At 41.0% G+C, this 24,270-nt stretch carries 20 protein-coding genes and 4 tRNA genes; 16 read left to right on the top strand and 8 right to left on the bottom strand.

Going from position 1 to position 24,270, the window contains the following annotated elements; translation table 11 throughout:
- Window positions 1-57: 57 nt before the first annotated feature.
- Together ACMUMJ_RS02250 and ACMUMJ_RS02245 are read left to right on the top strand one after the other, a co-directional pair.
- Entirely contained in the window at window positions 58-1,236 is a 1,179-nt protein-coding gene (locus ACMUMJ_RS02250; protein ID WP_414677178.1) for an acetyl-CoA C-acetyltransferase, read from the top strand.
- A 168-nt stretch (window positions 1,237-1,404) separates the two neighbouring features.
- Window positions 1,405-1,785: a methionine-R-sulfoxide reductase gene (locus ACMUMJ_RS02245; RefSeq protein ID WP_414677177.1), complete on the top strand. Its 381-nt coding sequence runs from the start codon at window positions 1,405-1,407 to the stop codon at window positions 1,783-1,785.
- 40 nt (window positions 1,786-1,825) lie between these two features.
- Here the strand turns inward: ACMUMJ_RS02245 and arsJ are convergent, their stop codons facing one another.
- The 7 genes from arsJ to msrA form a co-directional block, all read right to left on the bottom strand.
- The gene (arsJ, locus tag ACMUMJ_RS02240) at window positions 1,826-3,070 is read right to left on the bottom strand and encodes an organoarsenical effux MFS transporter ArsJ (protein ID WP_414677176.1); all 1,245 of its coding nucleotides are present in this window, start codon (window positions 3,068-3,070) and stop codon (window positions 1,826-1,828) included.
- A gap of 9 nt (window positions 3,071-3,079) precedes the next feature.
- Complete coding sequence (locus ACMUMJ_RS02235; protein ID WP_414677175.1) at window positions 3,080-4,090, bottom strand: ArsJ-associated glyceraldehyde-3-phosphate dehydrogenase; 1,011 nt, start codon at window positions 4,088-4,090, stop codon at window positions 3,080-3,082.
- A 57-nt stretch (window positions 4,091-4,147) separates the two neighbouring features.
- Window positions 4,148-4,495: a metalloregulator ArsR/SmtB family transcription factor gene (locus ACMUMJ_RS02230; RefSeq protein ID WP_414677174.1), complete on the bottom strand. Its 348-nt coding sequence runs from the start codon at window positions 4,493-4,495 to the stop codon at window positions 4,148-4,150.
- A 236-nt stretch (window positions 4,496-4,731) separates the two neighbouring features.
- Window positions 4,732-6,762: a TRAP transporter permease gene (locus ACMUMJ_RS02225; RefSeq protein WP_414677173.1), complete on the bottom strand. Its 2,031-nt coding sequence runs from the start codon at window positions 6,760-6,762 to the stop codon at window positions 4,732-4,734.
- A 73-nt stretch (window positions 6,763-6,835) separates the two neighbouring features.
- Window positions 6,836-7,849 (bottom strand): TAXI family TRAP transporter solute-binding subunit, encoded by a 1,014-nt coding sequence (locus ACMUMJ_RS02220; protein WP_414677172.1) that lies wholly within the window; start codon window positions 7,847-7,849, stop codon window positions 6,836-6,838.
- Between the two features lie 169 nt (window positions 7,850-8,018).
- Window positions 8,019-9,176 (bottom strand): benzoate/H(+) symporter BenE family transporter, encoded by a 1,158-nt coding sequence (locus ACMUMJ_RS02215; RefSeq protein WP_414677171.1) that lies wholly within the window; start codon window positions 9,174-9,176, stop codon window positions 8,019-8,021.
- A gap of 259 nt (window positions 9,177-9,435) precedes the next feature.
- Window positions 9,436-10,089: a peptide-methionine (S)-S-oxide reductase MsrA gene (msrA, locus tag ACMUMJ_RS02210; RefSeq protein ID WP_414677170.1), complete on the bottom strand. Its 654-nt coding sequence runs from the start codon at window positions 10,087-10,089 to the stop codon at window positions 9,436-9,438.
- Window positions 10,090-10,228: 139 nt separating this feature from the next.
- Here msrA and ACMUMJ_RS02205 point away from each other — a divergent pair, with 139 nt between their 5' ends.
- The 5 genes from ACMUMJ_RS02205 (at window position 10,229) to ACMUMJ_RS02185 (ending at window position 11,686) form a co-directional block, all read left to right on the top strand.
- Window positions 10,229-11,134, top strand: a complete 906-nt coding sequence (locus ACMUMJ_RS02205) for a hypothetical protein (RefSeq protein ID WP_414677169.1) — start codon at window positions 10,229-10,231, stop codon at window positions 11,132-11,134.
- Between the two features lie 90 nt (window positions 11,135-11,224).
- A tRNA-Met gene (locus ACMUMJ_RS02200) sits at window positions 11,225-11,301 on the top strand.
- A gap of 52 nt (window positions 11,302-11,353) precedes the next feature.
- Window positions 11,354-11,430 (top strand) — tRNA-Met (locus ACMUMJ_RS02195).
- A gap of 51 nt (window positions 11,431-11,481) precedes the next feature.
- A tRNA-Met gene (locus tag ACMUMJ_RS02190) sits at window positions 11,482-11,558 on the top strand.
- Window positions 11,559-11,609: 51 nt separating this feature from the next.
- A tRNA-Met gene (locus ACMUMJ_RS02185) sits at window positions 11,610-11,686 on the top strand.
- A gap of 319 nt (window positions 11,687-12,005) precedes the next feature.
- Here ACMUMJ_RS02185 and gbca read toward each other — a convergent pair.
- The gene (gene gbca / locus ACMUMJ_RS02180) at window positions 12,006-13,277 is read right to left on the bottom strand and encodes a glycine betaine monooxygenase oxygenase subunit (RefSeq protein WP_414677168.1); all 1,272 of its coding nucleotides are present in this window, start codon (window positions 13,275-13,277) and stop codon (window positions 12,006-12,008) included.
- A 322-nt stretch (window positions 13,278-13,599) separates the two neighbouring features.
- On the opposite strand from gbca, the gene gbcB reads away from it, so the two are divergent.
- The 9 genes from gbcB to ACMUMJ_RS02135 all read left to right on the top strand — a co-directional run bounded on the left by gbcB (window position 13,600) and on the right by ACMUMJ_RS02135 (window position 24,203).
- A complete protein-coding gene (gbcB, locus tag ACMUMJ_RS02175; RefSeq protein WP_414677167.1) occupies window positions 13,600-14,715 on the top strand; it encodes a glycine betaine monooxygenase reductase subunit in 1,116 nt (371 codons plus the stop codon).
- Between the two features lie 243 nt (window positions 14,716-14,958).
- Entirely contained in the window at window positions 14,959-16,134 is a 1,176-nt protein-coding gene (gene gbdR / locus ACMUMJ_RS02170; RefSeq protein WP_414677166.1) for a choline metabolism transcriptional regulator GbdR, read from the top strand.
- 543 nt (window positions 16,135-16,677) lie between these two features.
- Entirely contained in the window at window positions 16,678-17,997 is a 1,320-nt protein-coding gene (locus tag ACMUMJ_RS02165; RefSeq protein ID WP_414677165.1) for an ABC transporter substrate-binding protein, read from the top strand.
- A gap of 193 nt (window positions 17,998-18,190) precedes the next feature.
- On the top strand, window positions 18,191-19,051 hold the full coding sequence (locus ACMUMJ_RS02160) for a carbohydrate ABC transporter permease (protein WP_414677164.1): 861 nt from the start codon (window positions 18,191-18,193) through the stop codon (window positions 19,049-19,051).
- Between the two features lie 9 nt (window positions 19,052-19,060).
- Window positions 19,061-19,891 carry a carbohydrate ABC transporter permease gene (locus ACMUMJ_RS02155; protein ID WP_414677163.1) on the top strand — a complete coding sequence of 277 codons (831 nt, stop codon included), beginning with the start codon at window positions 19,061-19,063 and terminating at the stop codon, window positions 19,889-19,891.
- A gap of 18 nt (window positions 19,892-19,909) precedes the next feature.
- On the top strand, window positions 19,910-21,013 hold the full coding sequence (locus ACMUMJ_RS02150) for an ABC transporter ATP-binding protein (protein WP_414677162.1): 1,104 nt from the start codon (window positions 19,910-19,912) through the stop codon (window positions 21,011-21,013).
- Window positions 21,006-22,436, top strand: coding sequence for a mannitol dehydrogenase family protein (locus ACMUMJ_RS02145; protein ID WP_414677161.1), 1,431 nt, complete (start codon window positions 21,006-21,008; stop codon window positions 22,434-22,436). Before ACMUMJ_RS02150 ends, ACMUMJ_RS02145 begins: the two co-directional genes overlap by 8 nt.
- Window positions 22,437-22,474: 38 nt before the next feature.
- Window positions 22,475-23,269: an L-iditol 2-dehydrogenase gene (locus ACMUMJ_RS02140; protein ID WP_414677160.1), complete on the top strand. Its 795-nt coding sequence runs from the start codon at window positions 22,475-22,477 to the stop codon at window positions 23,267-23,269.
- Between the two features lie 55 nt (window positions 23,270-23,324).
- On the top strand, window positions 23,325-24,203 hold the full coding sequence (locus tag ACMUMJ_RS02135) for a helix-turn-helix domain-containing protein (protein WP_414677159.1): 879 nt from the start codon (window positions 23,325-23,327) through the stop codon (window positions 24,201-24,203).
- Window positions 24,204-24,270: the final 67 nt, after the last annotated feature.

Raw genomic sequence — 24,270 nt, 5'->3', positions numbered from 1 at the left:
TAGCGCTTATTCGGAGTATGGAATGGCGAATACTTACTATTTAGTGGAAACGGTATTATGAAAATTGTGATTGTTGCAGCGAATCGCACACCTATCGGTGCATTCTCTGGTGGTTTGTCGTCATTAAGTGCAGTAGAAATTGGGCGTCAGCTTTTATCTAGTATGTTAACGGCTCAGCCAGAATTGACGTCTCATATTGATGAAGTGATTCTTGGACAAGTACTTACGGCTGGTTGCGGACAAAACCCAGCGCGTCAAACGGCATTGAAAGCAGGTTTACCAAACCATGTGTCAGCAATGACGATTAATAAGGTGTGTGGTTCTGGTTTGAAGGCCGTGCAATTGGCTGCTCAAGCCATTCTGGCAGGTGATGCCAAAATGGTTGTTGCGGGTGGTCAAGAGTCTATGAGTCAAGCGGCTCATGTTCTTCCTAATAGCCGTAATGGCCAAAAGATGGGGGATTGGGGGTTAATTGACTCCATGGTGACTGATGGTCTATGGGATGCGTTTAATGACTACCATATGGGCATGACAGCAGAAAACATAGCAGAACGTTGGGATATTTCCCGTACTGAGCAAGATACGTTTGCTGCGGCATCGCAACAAAAAGCGTCTAAGTCTTTGTCTTCAGGGCGTTTCAAAGATGAAATTGTTGCTATTCGTGTTCCTCAAAGAAGAAAAGATGACCTTGTTGTTGATGAAGATGAACAGCCTAGACCTCAGACAACGGCTGAGTCATTAGGCAAACTTCGCCCTGCATTTAAAAAAGAGGGCTCAGTGACCGCGGGTAATGCATCAACGTTAAATGATGGTGCAGCGATGGTCGTTGTTACTACAGAAGAGAAAGCCAAGGCGTTAGGCCTGCCAATATTAGTGTATGTAGAAGGGTATGCTAATGCGGGGATCGATCCTGAAATTATGGGAACAGGCCCTATTCATGCGACTAGAAAATGTTTACAAAAAATCAATTGGACAATCGATGATCTTGATCTAATAGAGGCCAATGAAGCGTTTGCGGTACAGGCATTAAGTGTGAATAAAGAGCTTGGTTGGGATGCAGAAAAAGTAAATGTGAATGGTGGTGCAATTGCTCTTGGGCATCCAATTGGTGCATCAGGTTGTCGAGTTCTTGTTACTTTAATTCATGAAATGCAAAAGGGTGGTGCTAAAAAAGGCTTAGCTACCTTGTGTATTGGTGGTGGAATGGGAACAGCACTGGCTGTTTCTAAAGCGTAGTTTTCTTTGTGTTAAAGAATGGCTTTCGAAAAAGGCAGAATGAGTATGACCGCTTATTTTGCCTTTTTTATGCGCTTTTACTGTGCGAAAAAAATAGTTATTTACTTGTTGCGTTTTTAATGGATAGAATCATGCAAACAATTATGATTCATATTCAGGGGGCGCAAAATGGCGACCAAAGAACATTTTAATACTCTTACACCAGAAGAGCAGCGAGTTATTGTAAATAAAGGGACTGAGCGTGCTTTTACTGGAGAATATACGGACCTATTTGAGAGAGGGTTATACGTCTGTAAACAATGTGATTCTCCTCTTTATCGCTCAGAACATAAGTTTCCCTCTCATTGTGGATGGCCCAGTTTTGATGATGAAATCACAGGCGCAGTAAAGCGGGTTCCTGATGCAGATGGTCATCGAGTTGAAATAGTGTGCGCAACATGTGAGGGGCATTTAGGGCATGTTTTTGAAGGTGAGTATTTAACTGAAAAAAACATCCGTCACTGCGTGAATTCTATTTCTATGAAATTTATTACAAAAGACGATATTTAGCCTGAGACAAGCTTCTCTTTTAAATAATCAGCCACTGAACTCAAACCTCTTGAGGTTTGAGTCGTGGTAGGCCTAATGAGATTACACTGGTGATAAGTAGAAAACTCGAAGAAACCCATAAACACGCAATTAGCCCATATTCTTGAAAAATCCATCCAGATAAAACCGTTCCAATTAACCTTCCAAGTGCGTTCGCCATGTAATAAAAGCCAATATCTAAGGATGCGCCATCTTCTTTGGCGTAGCTGACAATCAAATAACTGTGCAAGGATGAGTTGACTGCGAATACGGCCCCGAATAGTAACAGCCCAATAAGTAAACTGGCTTGAGTGTGAAAGTCGAATGTTAACGCAAGTGCAATGCAAGCAGGAATAAAGGCTAGGCAAAATGCGTAGTTGATTGCACTTTTCCCATCCGGTGGGACGTTAATAGATTGACGTTTTTTTGACTTTACACCTGTTATGCGCGGAGCAATGCTTTGCACTATCCCATAAGCAATAACCCAAAGTGCTAGAAAACCTCCAACAGTCCAATGATCCCATCTAAATGCAGTTGATAAATATACGGGCAAAGCGATAACAAACCAAACGTCTCTAGCGCCGAATAGAAACAAACGGGCAGCGGAAAGAGAGTTAATGGCGGGGCTCTTGGAAAAAATGTCTGTGAACTTGGCTTTATTTTTCGCTCTACCTAAATCGCTTTTAATACTAATTAAACTGAATAACCAGATAGCGAAGAGTGCAGTGGCCATGGCTATAATTGTCTGCTGAAACCCGATTAAAGAGAGTAAAAGTCCGCCAATGAAAAAGCCAATACCTTTTAACGCATTTTTGGAGCCTGTTAACAGTGCAACCCATTTGTAGAGTTGGTCTTCAGCATTTTTTGGTACAAGCGTTTTTATGGCACTTTTTGCACTCATCTTATTTAAATCTTTTGCAACACCAGATAAGGCTTGTGCCGCCATAACCCACGGGACGATAAGCATGTCTTCTGGTACTAAAAGCATCGATAAGGCGATTATTTGTAAAAAAAGCCCTATGTTCATGGTTTTGTTTAAGCCAATTCTCGCACCCAGCCAACCACCAAATAGATTGGTTATAACACCAAAAAATTCATAAAACAGAAACAAACTGGCAATTTCTAAGGGTTGGTAGCCAAGGTTATGAAAGTGTAATACCACTAACATTCTTAAAGCGCCATCCGTTAAGGTGAAAGCCCAGTAATTTCCTGTAATAATTAAATATTGTTTTATGTCGTCTGACAGAGTACGAAAAGAAAAGCGCATTATTATTGATTATTCCTTGTCTTTTATGCCAACAAATTTGACTAATTCAGCAGTTCTATTCGCATAGCCCCACTCGTTGTCATACCAAGCGTAGAGCTTCACTTGAGTACCATTGATGACCATGGTTGATAATGCATCAATGATGCTTGATCTTGAGTCTGTTTTGTAATCAACAGATACAAGAGGTCTTTCTTCGTAGCCTAAAATGTCTTTTAATGCGTTTTCTGATGCTTCTTTGAGTAGCCCGTTTACTTCTTCTTCAGTGGTTGGGCGGCTGACTTCAAATACACAATCGGTTAATGATGCATTTGCCAGAGGAACCCTAACGGCATGACCGTTTAATTTACCTGTAAGCTCTGGAAAGATATTGGTGATGGCTGTTGCTGATCCTGTTGTTGTGGGGATCAAACTTAAGCCGCACGCCCGAGCGCGTCTCAAATCTTTATGGGGCGCATCAAGTATGGTTTGAGTGTTGGTGATGTCATGTATAGTGGTCATTGAGCCATGTGCTATGCCTAAGTTCTCATGGATGATTTTTACAATGGGCGCTAGGCAGTTGGTAGTGCAGGATGCCGCAGTGACAATTGGATGTTGTTTTTTATCATATAAATTTTGATTTACACCCATCACAACATTTAATACGCCATCTTCTTTTACGGGCGCGGTTACCACAACCCGTTTTACAGCTTGGTCAAGATAAGCTTGCAGTAAAGCCTTGGTTTTCATTTTCCCTGATGCTTCGATCACAATGTCACAGCCTGACCAATCTGTCTCTTCGATGGATGTATTTTGAGTACAGGGAATACTTTTACCACTAACGATTAAGTTGTTTCCTTGATGGGTTGCTTCATGATGCCAGCGACCATGAATCGAATCAAAGGTTACCAAGTGAGCCAGTGTTGCTGCATCTCCTGCTGGGTCATTAATTTGTACAAATTCAATTTCCTCCCAGTCAAATGCTGCACGAAATGATAAACGCCCCATACGGCCAAAACCGTTAATGCCGACTTTAATTGCCATGTTATTTTCCTTTTGTATTCAATTACTATGTTAGAGATAACGTCTTAAACGCTGGTACTACTTACAACAAAGAGCCGCTCTTTCTGGGCGGTTTCCCATCGTGGTTAATCGAGTGGTATTTTCTTTTAAGAATTCTGTATTGTTCGAAGAACTAATGGATAAAATGTCTAAGGCCCATTTAGGTAAATCTGGATTTATTCGGTAGAAAACCCATTTACTTTGTCGCCTGTCTACTAACAGTTTTGTTTCACGCAGATGAGCTAAATGACGCGATATCTTAGGCTGGACTTCACCTAATGCGACAACGAGTTCGCATACGCACAGTTCCTCTTCCTGTTGAATGAGTAAAAGGCTTTTTAAGCGAGTCTCATCGGATAGTGATTTATAAAATTGCATTGGTTCCATGTAAATGACGACTCATAGGTTGTATTAAATGATAGAAAATATCATATATGAAAAAACGTATGTGTAAATATATTTTTCCCTTAATACTGAAAAATCATTTAAATGAAAGGGCGAACATAATGAGTGATGCTTAAAGAGTACTTAAGGTAAATGTCAAAGAGATGACAAAATGAGATTGAAAAAAAACCGCTCAGTTAAGCGGTCTTTCAGTTTAATCAGGGCTGGATAGCGTCTCGTTAAGTAGCAACTTTCTTCTGACGCAGTTGCAAAATGATCATTGGTGCAATGAGAACCAAGCCAATTGCCATTGTAAGTATTCCAGGGGCAATGAATAGGAAGGAAACCAAAGCAAACCACCAACGTTGAGCCATGCTCATTGGTGCAAATAGATAACCTGCGAACGCGGTTCCTAAGGTTGCAATCCCAAGCATTGCGCCAATTAATGTGACGAAGAAAGCATACCAAGTGAAGCCTTCTGCTACGATTAACAGTGCTGGAGAGTAAACAAATACAAAAGGAACCAATGCCTTAGCAATGCCTAAGCGGAACGCTGTATTGCCTGTTTTAAATGGGTTAGATCCTGCAATCCCTGCAGCAGCGTAGGCTGCCAGCGCAACGGGCGGTGTAATGTCCGCGAGAACCCCATAATAAAACACAAAGAAGTGAGACACTAACGGCTCTACATTTAACTGTGCCAATGCTGGAGCCGCAACCGCAACCAAAATAATATAAGTGGCTGTGGTTGGTATGCCTGCCCCCATGATAATACACGCAAGTGCAATTAAGATGAGTGATACAAATAGAGCCCACTGTTCGACTGAGAAGTAATTCAGTGGCCAGATGTCTCCAATAACAGCGCCCATGTCCGTCGCTGTCTGAACAACAACATAACCTAGTCTAAAGCCGACACCTGTTAACGTAACCACACCAACCACAACACCTACTGTGGCCGCCGCCGCACCTACCGCTAAGGTGTTTTTCGCGCCAACAGCCAAAGAGTCCCATAAATCTTTTATTGATAATCGATTTACTGGATTAAGGAAGCCGACAACAACACAGGCAATAATGCCATATACCGCAGCAAAATCAGGTGTTCTTCCATCCAAAATGAAATACACAAGAATGGCGAGCGGAATGATAGATAACCAATGTTGTTTGATGACTAACCCAGCTTTTGGTAGCTCTTCTGCACTTAGGCCGCGTAGGCCCAGTTTTTTGGCTTCAAGGTGAACCATGATGAAAATGCCAAAGTAATGCAGTAATGCAGGGAAAAGTGCTGCAGTTAAAACATCTCTTAATGGGATTTCAAGGTATTCAACCATGATGAATGCCGCAGCACCCAAAATAGGAGGCGTGATTTGCCCGCCAGTTGAAGAGGTCGCCTCAACAGCACCTGAAAAGTGGGGTGGATAACCTACTTTTTTCATGGCTGGAATGGTTAATGCGCCAGTTGTAACCGTATTGGCAATCGATGATCCTGAAATAGTTCCCATGAAAGCGGATGAAAATATGGCCACTTTTGCTGGGCCACCGGAGTATCTCCCTGCAATGACCATTGCAAGATCGATAAATAGCTGTCCTAAACCAATTCTTGTGGCTAACACACCAAAAAGAATAAATAAGAAGACATACTGAGCCATAACACCAATAGCAACACCATAAATGCCTTGATTGGTTAAGTAGAGGTGATTAATTAGCCCCAACCAACTTGTACCGCCGTGCTTTAAGGCACCAGGGGCGTAGGGGCCAAACAAGGCGAAGGCAATAAATATTAATCCAATAATAGGCAGTGTTGGCCCAACTGAGCGTCGTGTTGCTTCTAGTGTTAATAGCAATAATGCTGTACCCATTAGAATATCAATTTCTGAAGGGTTACCTACTCTGTTTGCCAGTACTTCTGGAGGAAGTAAAGGTAAGTACAATGCGGCAACGACAGATGAAATACAGAAAATGATGTCTAAAATGGAAACACCACCAATGCGATACCATACTGGTGGAGGGAGGTCCGTTGAAGGGGATTTACGATATGAAAAGAGTAAAAAGACAAGCCCTAACACAAATGATATGTGTATGCCTCTATGTAGTACTTCTCGAACTAAGCCGAACCCTGAGGCATAGAAGTGGTAACCAGACATTGCAACGAGGATAGCAGCAATGATAATGGTTAACATTTTTCCTGTGGGTCGAAAGGCAAGTTCGGGGTCGTATTTTCTCTCTATCGCAGCTAACTCTTCTGCGGTGAGTTCTCTGTCTGCATCAGATGACATATTGACTCCAATAAAATCTAATGAAAAAAAATCGGGTGCTAATAAGCACCCGAGTTATTATTAAGCAATGATATTAGTTAATGATGCCAGCTTCTTTATAGAAACGTTCTGCACCTGGGTGTAAAGGTACACCAATACCATTCAATGCGGTTTCAACAGTAATGCTTTTTCCTTTTGAGTGGCCAACATCTAATAATTTACGGGACTTATCGTTCCATAATGCTTTTGTTATGTTATAAACAAGCTCTTCATCTTGTTTTGCACTTGTGTACCATTGAGCGCCAACAGCAACCGTGTTGGTTGCATCAACGCCTTCATACGCACCTGCAGGGATGCTACTTTCTGCAAAGAAGCCATACTTATCGGTTAACGCTTTTGCTGCTGGCCCATCAATAGGAACCAATTTGATCTCTTCTGCAGAAGCTAACTCAACAATGCTGCCTGTTGGGTAACCTGCAACCGTGAAAAATGCATCAATTTTGCCGTTACGTAATGCTTCGGAAGCCGCGTTTCCTTTTAGCGCTTCTACATTTACGTCTTTTGTGCTTAAACCGTTTGCTTCCAAAATCAGTTTAGCATCTACGTAAGTACCGGAACCTGGTTCATCCAAAGAAACACGTTTGCCTTTTAGATCTGCAACAGAGTTGATTCCACTTCCATCCAAAGATACTAGGTGAATGTGCTCTTCAAACAAGGCTGCAATTGTACGAAGATCCGTAGCAGGTTTTTTGCCTTCCATTGTTCCTGTGCCAGTATAAGCCCAGTAAGCGACATCAGATTGAGCAAAACCAGAATCACGTAAGCCAGATAAGACGGCGTTTACATTGTCAACGGATCCACGAGAAGACACAGCAGAAGCAATTAAACCTTCGACACCGCAGCTACCACCTTCAGCGCAAGGGCGAGATCCTGGTGGGTTAGAAATAGCATTGGCAATAACGCCGCCAACTGGATAATAAGTATAAGCCGTACCGCCTGTACCAATTGTAAAAAACTTCAAATCAACAGCATGAGATGCTGTGTTTAATCCAACAAGTAGCGCCGCGCCAATCGTTGCTGTTTTAAATACGTTCTTAAATAAACTCATTTAACTCTCCTAGTTCGCTTAGGTTATATCTTGAGGTACTTTTATTATTAAAATGCATTGCGCAGCAATATGCGCGAATAAGCATATTAGAACAGAATGATATGATTAAATAGTCTTTGGTATTTAAATCTCTGGCCATAATATCGGATTATTGTAAGAGAGGTTTGACTTAAGTGTTTTTTTGATAAAAATGGTACACACACAAACCAATAATTAACCCCCAAAAAGCACTGCCAATGCCATAAAGCGACAAACCTGATGCGGTGATGATAAATGTTGTCAACGCTGCATCCCGTTCAAGTTGTTGATTTAACGCTTGATAAAGACTATTTCCAATTGTGCTTAACAAGGCTAATCCTGCAATAGCAAAGATAAGAGCTTGGGGGAAGGAAGCAAATAATGAAACGACAGTGGCGCTAAACAAGCCCATAAAAATATAAAATACCCCTGCCCACATTGATGCAAAATAACGTGTTTTTTTATTTTTATCCGCTTCTTCTCCCATACATATTGCGGCTGTAATGGCCGCGAGATTAAACGCGAATCCACCGAACGGAGCCAAAACAAGCCCTGTTATCCCCGTCCAACTAATAAGAGGCGATGACGAGGTGTTATAGCCATGCGACCTTAACACGGCGAGTCCAGGGACATTTTGTGATGCCATAGTAACGATAAATAAAGGGATGCCAATGCCTATGATACTGGTAAGAGAGAAAGTTGGCGTTGTCCAGACAGGCGTTGATAAAATTAATGAGACGTGATCATACGTAATCAAGTGTTGCAATGACGCAATAGTAATTCCAACCACTAGAACGGCTGGAACGGCGTAAGTGGGTACGATTCTTTTCATAATAAAGAAAGCCGTAATCATAGAACCAACAAGTAAAGTATGTGTGTTCAACGCGCCAAAACCACTCGTGGCGAAAGGAAACAATACGCCAGCAAGCATAGCGGATGCTAATGAACTGGGAACAAAGGACATGATTTTCTCGACTAACCCCATAACGCCACAGAGTGTGATTAGGGCGGAACACACGATAAAAAGACCAATCGCCTCTTCGATGCTGGTTCCAATAAGACCTGTTGCGAGTAATGCTGCTCCTGGAGTGGACCACGCAGTAAGAATGGGCGTTTTATAATAAAGGGAAAGCCCGAAACTGGTTACTCCCATCCCTATACCTAACGCCCATAAACACGAGCTGATCTGGCTGCTGTCCGCTCCCGATGCGGTGGCGGCTTGAAAAATGATCGCAACAGAGCTGGTGTAGCCAACTAATACTGCAACAAAGCCTGATGTGATGTGGGACATCTTTGGGGTAGAGATCATATTATAGTCCATTAATGAAAATGAAGGCTAGCGAGTACATGTTTTGTGCGTTATAACGTATTTATAGACGGTATCATTTGTACGCTATTGTTCACTGTATCGATCGCTGTTTTTCCTATTTTTGATAAACATTTAAAAGCAATTGGCTCATCAGTAACCTGTCGAGATGTATCTTATCAAAAACAAAAATTGACAAATCTCAGTTACATACCCTATGGCTTAATCAAGGCATGTAGCTGAGGAAAGAAAGCGGGGCTTATTAAATAGAGAGACCTATCGGGCACGATACGCCAGTACCAGATAAGCCGCAATATCCATTGGGGTTCTTATAAAGATATTGTTGGTGGTATTCCTCTGCATAATAGAAAGTGTCTAGAGGTTCTCTTTCTGTTGTAATCATTGCCATACCTGCACTGATTAAACGAGCTTGATACGACGCGACACTGCTTTCAATTAATTCATGTTGATCTTCCTTTGTGGAATAGATAACGGATCGGTATTGGTTGCCGATGTCATTACCTTGTCTCATTCCTTGTGTTGGATCATGGTTTTCCCAAAATACTTTTAAGATGGCTTCTAAAGAGGTAACTGTTTTATCAAAAATCACTTTAACGACTTCAGAATGGCCAGTTTGCCCAGTGCAAGTTTCTTCATAGGTTGGGTTTTCAGTGTAACCACCTGCATAGCCTACAGCCGTAATAATAACGCCTTCAGTGTTCCATAGCTTGCGTTCTGCTCCCCAAAAACAACCCATTCCTAAAACAATCATTTCTTCATTTTCGTTTGGTAGTCGAGAAATGTCTTCTTTTGTAACCGCGTGAATGGATGAAATTTTAATAGGTTCTTTTCTTCCAATAATGGCGTCTTCTTTAAACGGAATGGTTGATTTTTTAAGTATTGAATCAAGTGACATAAATAATCCTCTCATTGAAAAAGTTTTATGGGTATCATACAGCAAGCTTTTTACGAGTTGTTGTAAAATCTGACTAAAATGCTTTCAAGTGGAAAGTAGATAACTACAATGAATTAATGTCTTTCGAGAATGGAATAGCATGCATAATGTACTGTTAGTTTGGGATGCACGTCGTGCAACGAAATCATTAAAGAATTTTATTCGTGCTTTTGAGAAAAAGAGCTCGCATTTTAATATGACGTTGACCGTCATTCAGTTTAATTATAAACAAGATTTATCATCTGGCCGTATAAGGTATGGAATGAGAGCTCTGTTTAATCAAATACACGATGTGAATCCTGACATTATTTTATCATTTGGCGCCCAAGCAAATATTCTTGCTAAATTATTAAAACCTGCATTAGGAGTCCCCCTCATTTGTAATGCTTTACCAGAAGGCCTGGAGCATACGGGTTACGCATCTTCAACGCTTGATACTTTTACACAAAAATTTTCCGAGCACTTTAAATGGAAGGCAATAGAGAATCCATTGGTTTTTATTCCCACAATGGCATCTAAAGTACAGTTTAATGGCTCCATCGGGGTGATATCGGAAGATCCTAACGGCCCTGTATTAGCGAATATCATAAAACAACAGCAAGCTAATGTAGTGACTATCGAGAAACAAAATGTGTTGGAGCGCTTTTTCAGTGAATTTGAAGGTATCGATCTTTTAGTCCTCTCAATTCGAGCCTGTAATGATGGACATTTAATCCATTGTGCCAACGCTTGTGGCATTCCTATTATTTTGGTTTGTCATACTTCTGAATCGAACTTAATTAAGGAAGGTTACAATGGATGGGTAGCTTCCAGTTTAGAAGATCCTCGGTTGATTCGTTATATTCGAAATTGGAACGAAATGTCAGAAGAGGCAAAAAGGGTGCTTTCTCAATACTCTCAAGACATACAATCTCAGTCTAATGGTATACACCATTTCTTTACGATCTTAGGGCTTAAAGAGCGACCAACATCGTTGTTTACTAATAAAAAAACTGAAAGAGCTTGACTCTAATGTCTTGCTCTATATAATACGCACCTCGTTGAGACAGTAAGAAGCAAGTCACCAGTTTGGTTCTTCTCAATAGAAGTAATTAGTCGCGGGATGGAGCAGTCTGGTAGCTCGTCGGGCTCATAACCCGAAGGTCGTAGGTTCGAATCCTGCTCCCGCAACCAAATTATGTTCAGTATAAAAATGATCAGGCACATTGGAATAATGTGTATCAGTCGCGGGATGGAGCAGTCTGGTAGCTCGTCGGGCTCATAACCCGAAGGTCGTAGGTTCGAATCCTGCTCCCGCAACCAAGTTGTATCATGAATAAGTTAAAAAAGCACATTGAAATGATGTGTGTCAGTCGCGGGATGGAGCAGTCTGGTAGCTCGTCGGGCTCATAACCCGAAGGTCGTAGGTTCGAATCCTGCTCCCGCAACCAAGTTGTAGTGTGTATAAGTGAAAAGAACACATTAAATTAATGTGTATCAGTCGCGGGATGGAGCAGTCTGGTAGCTCGTCGGGCTCATAACCCGAAGGTCGTAGGTTCGAATCCTGCTCCCGCAACCACTTCAAGATACTTTCTAGTATTAATCCTTTCTTTTTTTATTGCCTTGCAATTTAAATCATATTTCATATTCTTTCGCTATACTCATTCCAAACCAAACCAAAGTTATTGCACTGTTTTTCTATTTCAGAACTCTTTAAGCTTTACTGTGTTGTTATCTGGGTTTTATTGTTTGTGTAGGTGCTAGTAGGTGATTTAAGTTATGACAGATCGACAGTATTTGTCTTGCCCTATGGCGGACTGATTGGTCTTTAGAGGTAAATAACCCCAAACAGAAAGGCGTCTGTCTGGGGTTATTTGCTTAGTCATGAGGAATGAATATTATTTTTTAAGGTTTTTAAGCATCGTATCGCTGTACCATTCAATGAAATTCATTACACCGAACTCATACGTCTCTGAATAAGGTCCTGGTTGATACGCAATGGAGTTAATGCCTAATTGGTTTTGCTCTCCAAGAACTCGGTCTTGTTCATTGGTTGCATCCCATACCTTCCGAAGGCGTTCAGGATCGTAATCTACACCTTCTACGGCGTCTTTATGAACAAACCACTTAGTTGTTACCATGGTCTCTTGAGCGGAAATAGGTAATACGCGGAACACAATAAAATGATCTGATTGCATATGGTTCCATGAGTTGGGTAAATGCAAAATACGCATGGATCCTAGTTCTGGATTGTTGACGCGGCCTAACAGTTTTTTACAAGCAGCCTCTCCATCTATTGTCATGGCTTGAGTCCCTTTTTTTAATGGCATACGTACAATGCGGTTACGTAGCCCTGGGCCAAAGCTTTTGTGTGCATGAGGAATGCTTTCTGCATCCCACTTATCTGCTTGAGCTTGATAGTGATCTAGGAAGTCTTTGGGCGCTCTAGGATCATTGGTATCATCCCATTCTAGAAGTGTATTAAGAAGTTCTGGATGGTTTGCAGCGCAATGGTAGCATTCGCGATTGTTTTCTAGGACGAGCTTCCAGTTAGCTCGTTCGTACATGTTGGATTCAATGGCTAGCTTAGTGTTTTCTACATCGTACGGCTCCATGTATTCTTCAAGCGTTTGCAAGAAGTCATCAAAATCGCCTTTGGGTGCTTCATTTGCTAAACAAACAAATACAAAACCGCCCGCTGTTTTACAGTGAGCACGTTTTAAACCGTGTTTCTGTTTATCAAAACCGTTACCCATCTCCATGCCAGCAAACAATAAGTTGCCTTTCAAGTCATAAGTCCATTGGTGGTAAGGGCAAACAAGGTTGGCTACTTTACCGTGTTTTTCTGTACATAGGCGGGAACCACGGTGACGACATGTGTTATGGAATGCATTGACTGACCCGTCCGCATCTCGAATAACTAACACAGGATTTTGACCGATTTCAACAGTGAAATAGTCGCCTCTTTTAGGGACTTCACTGCTCATGCCAACAAAAAGCCACTCTTTTTGGAAAACTTCCTCCATGTCGATGCGAAACATATGTGGGTCATTATAAAGAGGAGCGTCTAACGAATAATTAGCATCACGTGAAGATAATCGCTCGTACATATCATTACGTGCTTCGTCGAGGGTCGCGTGGCGCAAGTTTAGCAAATCATTCTGGTTCATCTTTTTCAGCCTTAATGACAAAAAGAGTGGTTAATATTCTTTCCCTTTGGGTAAGACGGGTAGTTGGTTGTCTGAGTGAGCGGAAGTGTTCATTCAGATATTGCATTTATAAGGCTATGCTCACACAAGGTATGATTTTCAAAGTGACTATTAACGACATGGCGCAGACTAAAATCGACCCTCATTAAACGATAGAAGTGAGTGAGAACCCAGTGTGGTAGCTATGAGCAATAAAATGTCGTGAATAGTTAACTGCAATCGTAAAAGTAGAACGACAATGCCCAAATAGGGTGGAATCACCATGCCGTAAGAGGGATCAATCATGACTACTTCAATCAATGCCGATTACTTTGCACCAGTAAATACTCAAACTTGGGTCAACGGACGTCATAATGTTCGTTGTGTCAAGGTAATTCAAGAATCATGGGACGTATGTACCTTCTGTTTTATGGCGCAGCAGCCCGTCATGTTTTTCTTTAAACCGGGACAGTTTGTAACGTTAGAGCTTGAAATTGATAATAAACAAGTTATGCGTTCTTATACTATATCCAGTTCTCCGTCCGTGCCATACAGCTTTTCTATTACCGTAAAAAGAGTCATGGGTGGTGTCGTGTCCAATTGGTTGCACGATAATATGAGCGTAGGGATGGAACTTGCCGTCCATGGTCCTGTTGGCAACTTTAACTGCATCGACTATCCGTCAGAAAAAGTACTTTTATTGTCAGGTGGTGTTGGTATCACCCCTGTAATGTCTATGGCTCGTTGGTGGTTTGATACAAATGCCGAGGTAGATGTTACTTTTGTTCATAGTGCTCGGACACCTAGAGATTTAATTTACCCTAGAGAGCTGGATCATATGGCATCGAGAGAAGGTAATTTTAGCCTTCATATGATTGTGGAAAGAATGCACAACGGTTTAACTTGGAATGGTTATCGTGGTTTCCTTGATTTTGACAAGCTGAAAATGGTTGCTCCTGATTTTATGGAGCGTGAGATTTTCTGTTGTGGACCAGCGCCTTATATGAAAGCCATCAAATCGCTTCTTATTGATAAGGGGTTTGATATGAGCCATTACCATGAAGAATCATTTGGTGCGACGCCTGAATCGATTGTGGAAGACGCGATTGAAATGGCTGAAGTGGCTCAAGAAGAAGCGGATGCGATTAATCGTGAAGATCTATTGAGCGTGGAGTTTGCGCACCAAGGTAAGAGTATTCAAATTACGAAAGATGAGACGATCCATAATGCCGCAGCCAAATTGGATTTGCACATTCCTAAAGCATGTGGAATGGGCATTTGTGGTACTTGTAAAGTACTGGTGAAATCCGGTGAGACACAAATGGAGCATAATGGTGGCATTACAGATGAAGATGTAGAAAGCGGTTATGTACTGTCCTGCTGTACTGTGCCTCTCTCTGATGTGTGTGTGGAATTTTAATACTATTTCTGACGTATAACCCCTAAATAGTCTCTTTGGATGCAAGATGCATTGCTTTTGTATGCAAAGAAGTTTAAAAGAAGAGTTACAGTACGTTATTTGTTTTACCTGCCATGCGGGTTATTGGAATATTGAGTTTGTGTCATCCAAACTTGAAATGAGTCACGTAAAAATAATAAAAAGTGTTTGATTGGTTTGTTTTTTGCTTTGATCGAATAAACACTGAATAAGAGGGCATAAACCATGAGCAATTGCACAGACTCAACCGCTCAGCTTAGTATTAAACCCGTTACCCGCGTTGGTTTTTTATTACTCGATCACTTTACTATGATCGCTTTGGCTTCTTCAATTGAGCCTTTGCGTATGGCAAACCAGTTATCGGCTAAAGAACTCTACAGTTGGCATGTTATTACTGAAACTGGCGCACCCGTTTTTGCCAGTGATGGTTTAAGTTTAACACCAGATTCGTCCATTAAGGATGCACCTGAATTGGATATGATTGTGGTGGTTGGTGGTGTTAATATCACTCGTAACTTCAATGATAAACAGGTCTCTTGGTTACAAAAAAAAGCGAGAAAAGGCGTAAATTTAGGTGCCATTTGTACGGGTGCTTATGTGTTAGCTTATGCGGGTTTATTAGATGGTTATCATTGTAGCGTTCATTGGGAATGTTTAACCATACTGCAAGAAAACTTTCCAAAGGTAAATTGTAATAATCGACTCTTTAGTATTAATGAAGAGCGTTTTACTTCTTCTGGAGGTAGTGCACCTTTAGACATGTTTTTAACACTTATTGCACGTGAGCATGGTTCGAAGTTATCTTGCGCGGTTTCGGACATGTTTATTTGTGATCGTATTCGAACAGAATCAGACCAGCAACGTGCCTTACTACGTCAAGTGAATAATGGTGGTAGCTTCAAACCTAAATTGGTTGATGTAATTGAGTTGATGGAAAATAATTTAGAAGAGCCTATTGATTTGGATGAACTAGCTGTTTTTGTGGATGTCTCTAGGCGTCAACTAGAGCGTATGTTTCATAAATATCTAGATTGCTCTCCTTCTCGGTACTATTTGCGTTTGCGTCTTGATCGAGCGAGACAATTACTAAAACAATCCAGTATGTCTGTAGTTGAAATATCAGCAGCATGCGGATTTATTTCAACACCGCATTTTAGCCGCTGTTATCGTAAGCATATTGGGTTGTCTCCAAGAGATGAGCGTAAAATGATTTGGTCAAATGACGGCCTTAAACCACAAGCAATCAATCAAGAAAAAGCACTGCTTTCTGAACAAGTTAATCCTTTTGTTATGTTAAATCAAGAACATGCGTCTTTGGCGCTTAGTAATGCTCAAGCGGAACCAAGCTTTGGTAGTATTGATTTAGAGTATGATTTAACGTGTTCTAGAGTGAACTATTAGACGATGTTTTTGGCGATGAGTGACCGTTTTAATGGATAAATAAGGCATTCACTCAGCGCCGATCACGGTGAGTTTATTTCGATTCAAGTTTCGCTACTTCAGTTAGTAGGTGGCTCAGTTCTTTTATTTTTTCTTTGCCCCATTGTTGGGTTCATCTTTCATAAGATTGATCGATCTTCGGGACTTAATGCACGAATACCTTACTTACCCCTCCTATTTTCTGTCTATAGTGTTTTTTATACAAAGAGGATGCTTTCAATTGATGGTTCAAAGCATTTATTTCTTATGTTTAATGTTTTGAAACACCGTATTTCGTAAATACTTGACTTTTGTTGTGTTGATTTATACCGCTCATGTAAAACATGTACCATTTTGAGCTATTTATAGGAACATGATTATATGTGAGGCAAAAAAGTATCTTTATTGGTGGTTTATGTATTAGAGAGTCCCCCAGCTCTAAACTATAGTATCTAACACTTGGTAAAGAAATGACCAAGACTAGGTCTGACTATAAAAAAAAATACTCCAGATGGGGAACAACCTATGAATATTCTTGCTAAAAGTTCTGTTACTTGTGCCGTTTCTTTAGCCACTGCGGTTATGGCGACACATGCCGTTGCTGAAACGCAAATCACAGTAGCAACAGTAAATAATGGTCATATGATTGAAATGCAAAAATTCACGCCTGAATTTGAGAAAGCCAATCCAGACATTAAAGTGAAATGGGTGACTCTAGAAGAAGGTGTATTACGCCAAAATGTGACCCAAGATATCGCCAATAAAAGCGGTCTGTATGACGTTATGACAATTGGTATGTATGAGGCACCAATTTGGGCAGAGCGGAATTGGTTGCAGCCAATAGACATCAGTGGTGATTACGATGCGGATGACATTCTTCCATCCATTCGTGGAGGGTTGTCTTACGAGGGTGATTTATACGCGGCGCCATTTTATGGCGAAAGCTCTATGGTCATGTACCGTAAAGATCTTGTAAGTAAAGCGGGGATGGAAATTAATGACCGTGATAGCTGGGATCATATTCGAGATGTAGCTGCAGCGGTAAATGACCCAAGTAATGGCATTTACGGCATTTGTCTTCGAGGCAAAGCGGGTTGGGGTGACAATATGGCATTGATGAGCACCATCGCAAACTCATTTGGTGCGCGTTGGTTTGATGAAGGCTGGAAACCGCAACTAGAGTCTGCTGAGTGGAAGAGTGCGGTTACATTCTACGTTGATCTATTAAATAAATATGGGCCACCGGGCGCCAGCAGTAATAGTTTCAATGAAAACCTTGCCCTTTTCAATGAGGGTAAATGTGGCATGTGGATAGATGCCACCATCGCTGCGTCGTTTGTAACCGATCCTAAGCAAAGTAAAGTATCTGATCAGGTGGGGTTTGCACAGTCTCCATATAAAGCGACTGAAAAAGGCGCTAACTGGTTATGGGCTTGGTCTTTAGCGATACCAGCGGCGACAAAAAACGGTGAAGCTGCTCAGAAATTCATTCGTTGGGCAACATCAAAAGACTACATAGAGCTTGTTGGTAATACCAATGGCTGGGCTTCTGTGCCAACAGGAACTCGTACCAGTACCTATAAAAATCCAAAATTTCAAAAAGCGGCTGTATTTGCTGATGCGGAGTTAAAAGCGATTAATTCTGCGGATCCAGTTGATAACACAATGAAGCCTTCTCCATATGTTGGTGTTCAATTTGCGGCCATTCCTGAGTTCCAAGCAATTGGTACAACAACAGGGCAAATGGTGTCAGGTGCGTTAGCAGGCAGTATGTCGGTTGATAAAGCGCTGAAATCGGCAAACACATCAGCGGATCGTCAAATGCGTCAAGCGGGTTATTACTAGTAAATAACAGACTGCAGATCATCTACTAACAGAGAATAGGCTAGTAGATGATTTGACTCTGTTGTTTATCTATCAATGTGACAAGCTCGAAAAGTGATGTTTTTTACCTTTCTTGTCTTCTCATACACTCATAATTTAGCCTTAGGTCTGTTTGGCCCCTATCAATGATGGCTTTCTAATAAAGGACACTCCCATGAAGCGTTCAATTACTCGCTTGTTAATGGCGCCGTCTGTCATCTTGCTTTTAGTCTGGATGATAGTGCCTTTGTCCATGACTGTGTATTTCTCTACCATTCGTTATAACTTGCTTTATCCCGGTGAAAACAACTTTGTTGGATTGATGAATTTTGAATTCTTCATGACAGACCCTGGTTTTATGCCTGCTGTATTAAATACTCTGACGCTTTTAGTCTCGGTGCTTGTTATTACCGTCACATTAGGAGTCGCATTATCGGCACTTATTGATAAGCCATTTTTTGGTCGAAACATTGTCAGAGTTCTACTGATTTCACCTTTTTTCATTATGCCAACGGTAAATGCGTTGATTTGGAAAAACATGATGATGAACCCTGTATATGGGGTGTTTGCATGGATTTCTGAATCTTTGGGGTTTGAACCCATTGATTGGCTTTCCAGCTTTCCGCTTGGGTCGGTCATTATTATGGTGAGTTGGCAATGGTTGCCTTTTGCTGTTCTTGTGCTTGTTACTGCTTTGCAATCTCAAGACACAGAGCAAAAAGAAGCCGCTGAAATGGATGGGGCAACAAGCTGGGATATTTTCCGTTACTTGACGATTCCGCATCTTGCTCGTCCTATTGCTGTGGTTGTCATGATAGAAACCATCTTTTTGTTGGCTGTATTTGCTGAGATATTTGTTTCTACAGGCGGCGGCCCTGGTTATGACAGTACGAATATTGCGTATCTCATTTATAACCAAGCGTTACTTCAATACGATGTGGGTGTTGCATCTGCTGGTGGACTGTTTGCGGTTGTCTTAGCAAATATAGTGGCTTTCTTTTTGATCCGTGCTGTCGGCAAAAATTTAACGGCGTGAGGTAATATCATGACTCTTAATCAGCAACGCAAACTTAAAACTGTTCTTATTGGTCTGCTTTCTTGGCTGATCGCATGTGTGCTTTTTTTTCCTATTTTTTGGATGTTTATCACATCGTTTAAAACGGAATTACAGGCCATTTCAATACCACCATTATTATTCTTTGAACCAACGTTGGATAATTTCAGCGTTGTTCAAGAGCGCAGTGATTATATAAAACATGCCATGAACTCTGTGGTGACGTCTTTTGGCGCGACAATGCTTGCCTTAATTATCGGTGTGCCAGCGGCTTATGCAATGGCGTTCTCACCGACAAAGAGAACGAAGGACATTCTATTGTGGATGCTATCAACAAAAATGTTGCCTGCGGTAGGGGTATTGGTTCCTATTTATATCTTGTTTAGAGATTACGGTTTCCTAGATTCAAGAACTGGGTTGGTTATTATTTTCACCTTAATGAATTTACCCATCATTGTTTGGATGCTGTTTTCTTATTTTAAGGATTTACCGAAAGAAATTTTGGAAGCAGCGAGAATGGATGGTGCAACACCATGGGATGAAATGGTGAAAGTGGTGCTGCCTTTATCAATAGGTGGAATTTCATCGACAGGTCTTTTATCCATCGTATTGTGTTGGAATGAAGCCTTTTGGTCATTGAATTTAACCGCTTCAGAAGCCGCACCATTAACGGCAATGATTGCTTCTTACTCCAGTCCTGAAGGGTTATTTTGGGCCAAACTCTCAGCCGCCTCTACTCTTGCTTGTGCTCCAATTGTTGTTTTTGGTTGGTTCTGTCAGAAGCAGCTTGTCCAAGGTCTTACTTTTGGTGCCGTAAAATAATCATTAGGAATCTACCATATGTCTTACTTAATCATTACTGAATTACAAAAACATTATGATAACTACCATGCATTACGTGGTATTAATTTATCCATACAAGAAGGTGAGTTTATTGTTTTTGTTGGGCCGTCAGGCTGCGGCAAATCAACACTGCTTAGAACCATAGCAGGGCTAGAATCGTCTACAAGTGGCTCCATCGATTTAGATGGGCGTGATATTACTGAACTGTCATCGTCAAAACGGGATTTGGCGATGGTATTCCAATCTTATGCTTTGTACCCGCATATGACTGTTGCAGACAATTTATCTTTTGCTTTACGTTTAGCGAAGGTACCGGATGATGAAATTCAAGAGAAAGTACGCTCTGTTTCGGCGTCATTACAACTGGACCCTTTGCTAGACCGTAAGCCGAAAGAGCTATCTGGTGGTCAACGTCAGCGTGTTGCGATTGGGCGTGCGATTGTTCGTCAGCCTAAAGTGTTTTTGTTTGATGAACCTTTGTCTAACCTAGATGCGGCTCTAAGGGTGAAAATGCGACTTGAGTTGGCGAGATTACATAAGAAACTGGGTACGACCATGATTTATGTGACACACGATCAAGTAGAAGCCATGACCCTTGCTGATCGAGTGGTGATTTTAAATGCAGGTAGTATCGAGCAAATAGGTACGCCTTTAGAGCTATATAGAGAGCCTAATAGTCGCTTTGTTGCTGAGTTTATTGGCACACCAAAAATGAATCTTTTACCCGTTGATAATATTGTTCGTGATCAAGAGGAGATTGCTTTTCACTTGTTAGAAGGGCGAATTTTATTCCCAACTAATCGTATTAAAGGGCCAATGCCCAGCTCCATTATTTTGGGTATTCGTCCTGAGCATCTGACTATTGTGGAAGAAGAAGATGATTTTAGTGGTCGAATCGAATTGATTGAGCATTTAGGTTCTGAGGCATATGCCCACATTCAAATAAGTTCAGATCAAACCATCATTGTGAAAACCGCCGCTCGCAGTGAAATTAGAGACGGTCAATTGGTAAATCTTCACATAGATAGAAATGAAATTATTTTATTTAATGAAAGTAATCGAGTGATCTCTCTACTTGCTGAGGATGTGGAGCATGGCTGATTATTTTGACATAAAAAACAATGCTGAGCAGATGTCTGTGCAAAATTATGCACGCAGTGACGTTATTAATGGGGTAATGCATCTTGGTGTTGGGGCGTTTCATCGCGCTCATCAAGCGGTGTTCTTTGATCGGCTTTTAGCTCATTCGGAAGGCTATAAGTGGGGTATCGTCGGTGTTAATTTAAGGGCTCAGGATAGACCTTCTTTTTCTCAGCTTGAAACGCAAAAAGGCGAGTACATTTTAAAAACAATGTCTGCCGATGCGGATATTGAATACGAATACATACGTTCAATTGTCGGTTTGATTGATGGCTCTTCTACCCCTCAAAAGGTGGATGATCTTATGGCGAGTCAGGCTATTCAACTGGTTACTTTTACCGTAACGGAAGGAGGGTATTATCTAGATGAGAACAAAATGTTAATGCTTGACCATCCATTAATCAAGGAAGACCTAAAAGGTGAGAGAAACACGTTATATGCTTTTTTATATGCAGGATTGAAGCAGAGGAGCCAGCTCATCAATGGTAAAATTACCTTGCTGAGCTGTGATAATTTACGCCATAACGGTCAACTTTTAAAAGCAGGGCTTATTCAATTTTTAAAAGCGAAAAATGAAAATGAGTTAATTTCATGGGTAGAAAGCAATGTCTCGTTTCCTTGCTCAATGGTGGATCGAATTACACCACAACCAAGCCAGCAACACATTGACGATGTTCAACGTCGATTTGGTATTGCGGATGAAATGACCGTAATGGGTGAAGATTTTATTCAATGGGTTATAGAAGACGATTTTGCTGGTGAAAGGCCGCCTTTAGACAAAGTGGGGGTTGAGTTTGTAAAAGACGTTGAACCTTATGAAGAGGCTAAAATCCGCATTCTAAATGCAGGCCACACAGTAATGGTGTATCAAGCCGCGTTAAAGCAATTGACGTTCTTTGACGAGGCTATGCAAGATTCTGAATTAAAAAAATACTTCAGAGACTTTATCTTACAAGACTCGATACCTGCTATCGGTCAATCAATGGTTGATTTATCCGCTTATTCTAAAGTGATTGAGAGGCGTTTTAGCAATGCTAATATTGGCGATACGGTAGAACGTATTTGTACCGATGGCTATGCAAAATTTTCGATTTTTGTTTACCCAACGTTAGACGCTATTTTTCGCCTTGGTGGTGTTCCCCATAAGACCATTGCAGGTATTGCCAGTTGGTTTGTTTTTATGAATAAGGTCGCCAATGGTGAGCTTAACATTCCCTATCATGAGCCTAACCTCGATAAATTGCATGAGTTTTCTAATGATGAGTCGGGTATCAATGCGTTTGTGATGGATTCGTTTTTATGGAAAAACGTTCCGAGTGATTTCCCTGATTTTGCGGTGCACTTAAGATCTGCGATTGAATTAGAACAAAAAAAATATCCATAGTGAGTTCGTAAGATGAGTAAAACGTTGAGGAAAATAATATGCAAATCAGTAATCAAAATTTGAACGGAAAAGTCGCGCTTATTACCGGTGCGGCTGGTGGTATAGGTCTTGCAATCGCTTCTTTGTATTTGATTAATGGCGCTAAAGTCATGCTAACAGACTACCCAAAAAAGCCCCCACATTCTATTTTAGCATTAGTGCAAGACTACCCATCGAACGCTTTTTATATAGGGTGTGATGTCGCCAATGCTCAAAGTGTGGATTCTTTAATAGAGGAGACGTATTCCCATTTTAAAGCACTAGATATATTGGTCAACAACGCGGCGGTTTTTGACCTTGCGCCTATTACAGAGGCAACAGAAGAGAGTTTTGATCGATTGTTTAGTATTAATGTAAAAGCCTTGTTTTTTATGATGCAAAAAGTCGCGAATAACATGATTGAGCATGAAACAAAAGGAAAAATCATTAACATGGCATCTCAAGCAGGGCGACGAGGTGAGGCTTTGGTATCCCATTATTGTGCCACTAAGGCGGCGGTTATTAGCTATACTCAATCAGCTGCATTGGGGCTGGCGAAGTATAATATCACAGTCAATGCCATTTCTCCCGGTGTGATAGACACGCCTATGTGGAAAGAAGTGGATGCTTTGTTTGCAAAGTATGAGCACCTTGAAATTGGTGAAAAAAAGCGCGCCGTTGGTGAATCTGTACCATTGGGCTATATGGGACGTCCAGAAGAAGTCGCATCACTTGCCCTATTTTTAGGGTCAGAAGGCGCGAACTACATTACGGCGCAAACCTATAATGTGGATGGTGGGAATGTAATGAGTTAACTGCATCAAAAGCAGGCATTTGATGAAAATCTATATGATTTTATAGGAAGGAAACATGTCTATTAAAAAAAGCAAAGCCCCTGAATATGAAATTATTGACGATAGATGCGATACCATTCGGTATTTAGAACATGGCTTCCCTAGTGAGTTGATTCGTTGGCATGCCCATGATGACTATGAACTGCATTTAATCGTTGCGACAAAAGGTAAGGTGTTTATCGGTGATTACATTGGTTCTTTTTCTCCTGGACAGTTGATTTTGGTTGGGCCACGACTGCCGCATAATTGGGTATGCCAAAATGATCAAGAGCCGGCGGAAGTACGAGATATGATTGTTCGCTTTGATCATGAGTCTTTTTCTGAAGGAATGAAAATAATCCCCGAGTTTGGTGAGTTGCTACCTTTATTAGCCCGAGCAAAATCAGGCATTGAATTTTTGAATTTTGATTTAGAAAAAATGATTGATCTTTTTCAAAGTATTCGTGATGCACAAGGATTGAGCAAGTTAATGTTAACATTATCATTATTAGATACATTAGCCAGTTGTCATAATTATCGACTGTTATCAACGGTACAAATTGATTTAAAATCCAATGAAGCGTTACAAGGAAAAATTAATACAGTTGTAGATTATGTGACTCAAAACTACAACCAAGACATCAGTTTATCTAATATGGCTCAGTTAATTGGTATGTCAGACAGCCACTTTTCGCGCTTTTTCAAGAAGGCAACAGGAAATCGTTTTATCGAATTTGTGAACAGGGTGCGCATTAGCCGAGCATGTAACTTATTGACGGAAAGTGATTTGCAAATTGCGGTTATCTGCTTTCAAGTTGGTTTCAATAACATTGCAAACTTTAACCGTCGTTTCCAAGAATTAAAAGGTGTTACTCCAAGGGAATTTCGTTATCAGCACAGTCTCAGTAGCGCGTAGCGTTCTTCTGCTTTTATGCATGCCTTCATTTCATTTAGAGTATCTCTGCTGAAAGCTTGTGATTGAT

The organism is Marinomonas phycocola (genome assembly GCF_047525455.1).
Classification (GTDB): Bacteria; Pseudomonadota; Gammaproteobacteria; order Pseudomonadales; family Marinomonadaceae; genus Marinomonas.
Note: the sequence above shows the minus strand (reverse complement) of the source record. Positions and strands in the feature narration are given on the sequence as shown.

Excerpts from the sequence above, each read along its gene's own strand:
- ACMUMJ_RS02160 (WP_414677164.1), top strand. The coding sequence starts at position 18,191 with ATGAAGCGTTCAATTACTCGCTTGTTAATGGCGCCGTCTGTCATCTTG.
- ACMUMJ_RS02230 (WP_414677174.1), bottom strand. The coding sequence starts at position 4,495 with ATGGAACCAATGCAATTTTATAAATCACTATCCGATGAGACTCGCTTA.
- ACMUMJ_RS02155 (WP_414677163.1), top strand. The coding sequence starts at position 19,061 with ATGACTCTTAATCAGCAACGCAAACTTAAAACTGTTCTTATTGGTCTG.
- ACMUMJ_RS02140 (WP_414677160.1), top strand. The coding sequence starts at position 22,475 with ATGCAAATCAGTAATCAAAATTTGAACGGAAAAGTCGCGCTTATTACC.
- ACMUMJ_RS02215 (WP_414677171.1), bottom strand. The coding sequence starts at position 9,176 with ATGATCTCTACCCCAAAGATGTCCCACATCACATCAGGCTTTGTTGCA.
- ACMUMJ_RS02245 (WP_414677177.1), top strand. The coding sequence starts at position 1,405 with ATGGCGACCAAAGAACATTTTAATACTCTTACACCAGAAGAGCAGCGA.
- msrA (WP_414677170.1), bottom strand. The coding sequence starts at position 10,089 with ATGTCACTTGATTCAATACTTAAAAAATCAACCATTCCGTTTAAAGAA.
- gbcB (WP_414677167.1), top strand. The coding sequence starts at position 13,600 with ATGACTACTTCAATCAATGCCGATTACTTTGCACCAGTAAATACTCAA.
- ACMUMJ_RS02165 (WP_414677165.1), top strand. The coding sequence starts at position 16,678 with ATGAATATTCTTGCTAAAAGTTCTGTTACTTGTGCCGTTTCTTTAGCC.
- arsJ (WP_414677176.1), bottom strand. The coding sequence starts at position 3,070 with ATGCGCTTTTCTTTTCGTACTCTGTCAGACGACATAAAACAATATTTA.
- ACMUMJ_RS02220 (WP_414677172.1), bottom strand. The coding sequence starts at position 7,849 with ATGAGTTTATTTAAGAACGTATTTAAAACAGCAACGATTGGCGCGGCG.
- ACMUMJ_RS02225 (WP_414677173.1), bottom strand. The coding sequence starts at position 6,762 with ATGTCATCTGATGCAGACAGAGAACTCACCGCAGAAGAGTTAGCTGCG.
- ACMUMJ_RS02250 (WP_414677178.1), top strand. The coding sequence starts at position 58 with ATGAAAATTGTGATTGTTGCAGCGAATCGCACACCTATCGGTGCATTC.
- ACMUMJ_RS02205 (WP_414677169.1), top strand. The coding sequence starts at position 10,229 with ATGCATAATGTACTGTTAGTTTGGGATGCACGTCGTGCAACGAAATCA.
- ACMUMJ_RS02145 (WP_414677161.1), top strand. The coding sequence starts at position 21,006 with ATGGCTGATTATTTTGACATAAAAAACAATGCTGAGCAGATGTCTGTG.
- ACMUMJ_RS02150 (WP_414677162.1), top strand. The coding sequence starts at position 19,910 with ATGTCTTACTTAATCATTACTGAATTACAAAAACATTATGATAACTAC.
- ACMUMJ_RS02235 (WP_414677175.1), bottom strand. The coding sequence starts at position 4,090 with ATGGCAATTAAAGTCGGCATTAACGGTTTTGGCCGTATGGGGCGTTTA.
- gbdR (WP_414677166.1), top strand. The coding sequence starts at position 14,959 with ATGAGCAATTGCACAGACTCAACCGCTCAGCTTAGTATTAAACCCGTT.
- gbca (WP_414677168.1), bottom strand. The coding sequence starts at position 13,277 with ATGAACCAGAATGATTTGCTAAACTTGCGCCACGCGACCCTCGACGAA.
- ACMUMJ_RS02135 (WP_414677159.1), top strand. The coding sequence starts at position 23,325 with ATGTCTATTAAAAAAAGCAAAGCCCCTGAATATGAAATTATTGACGAT.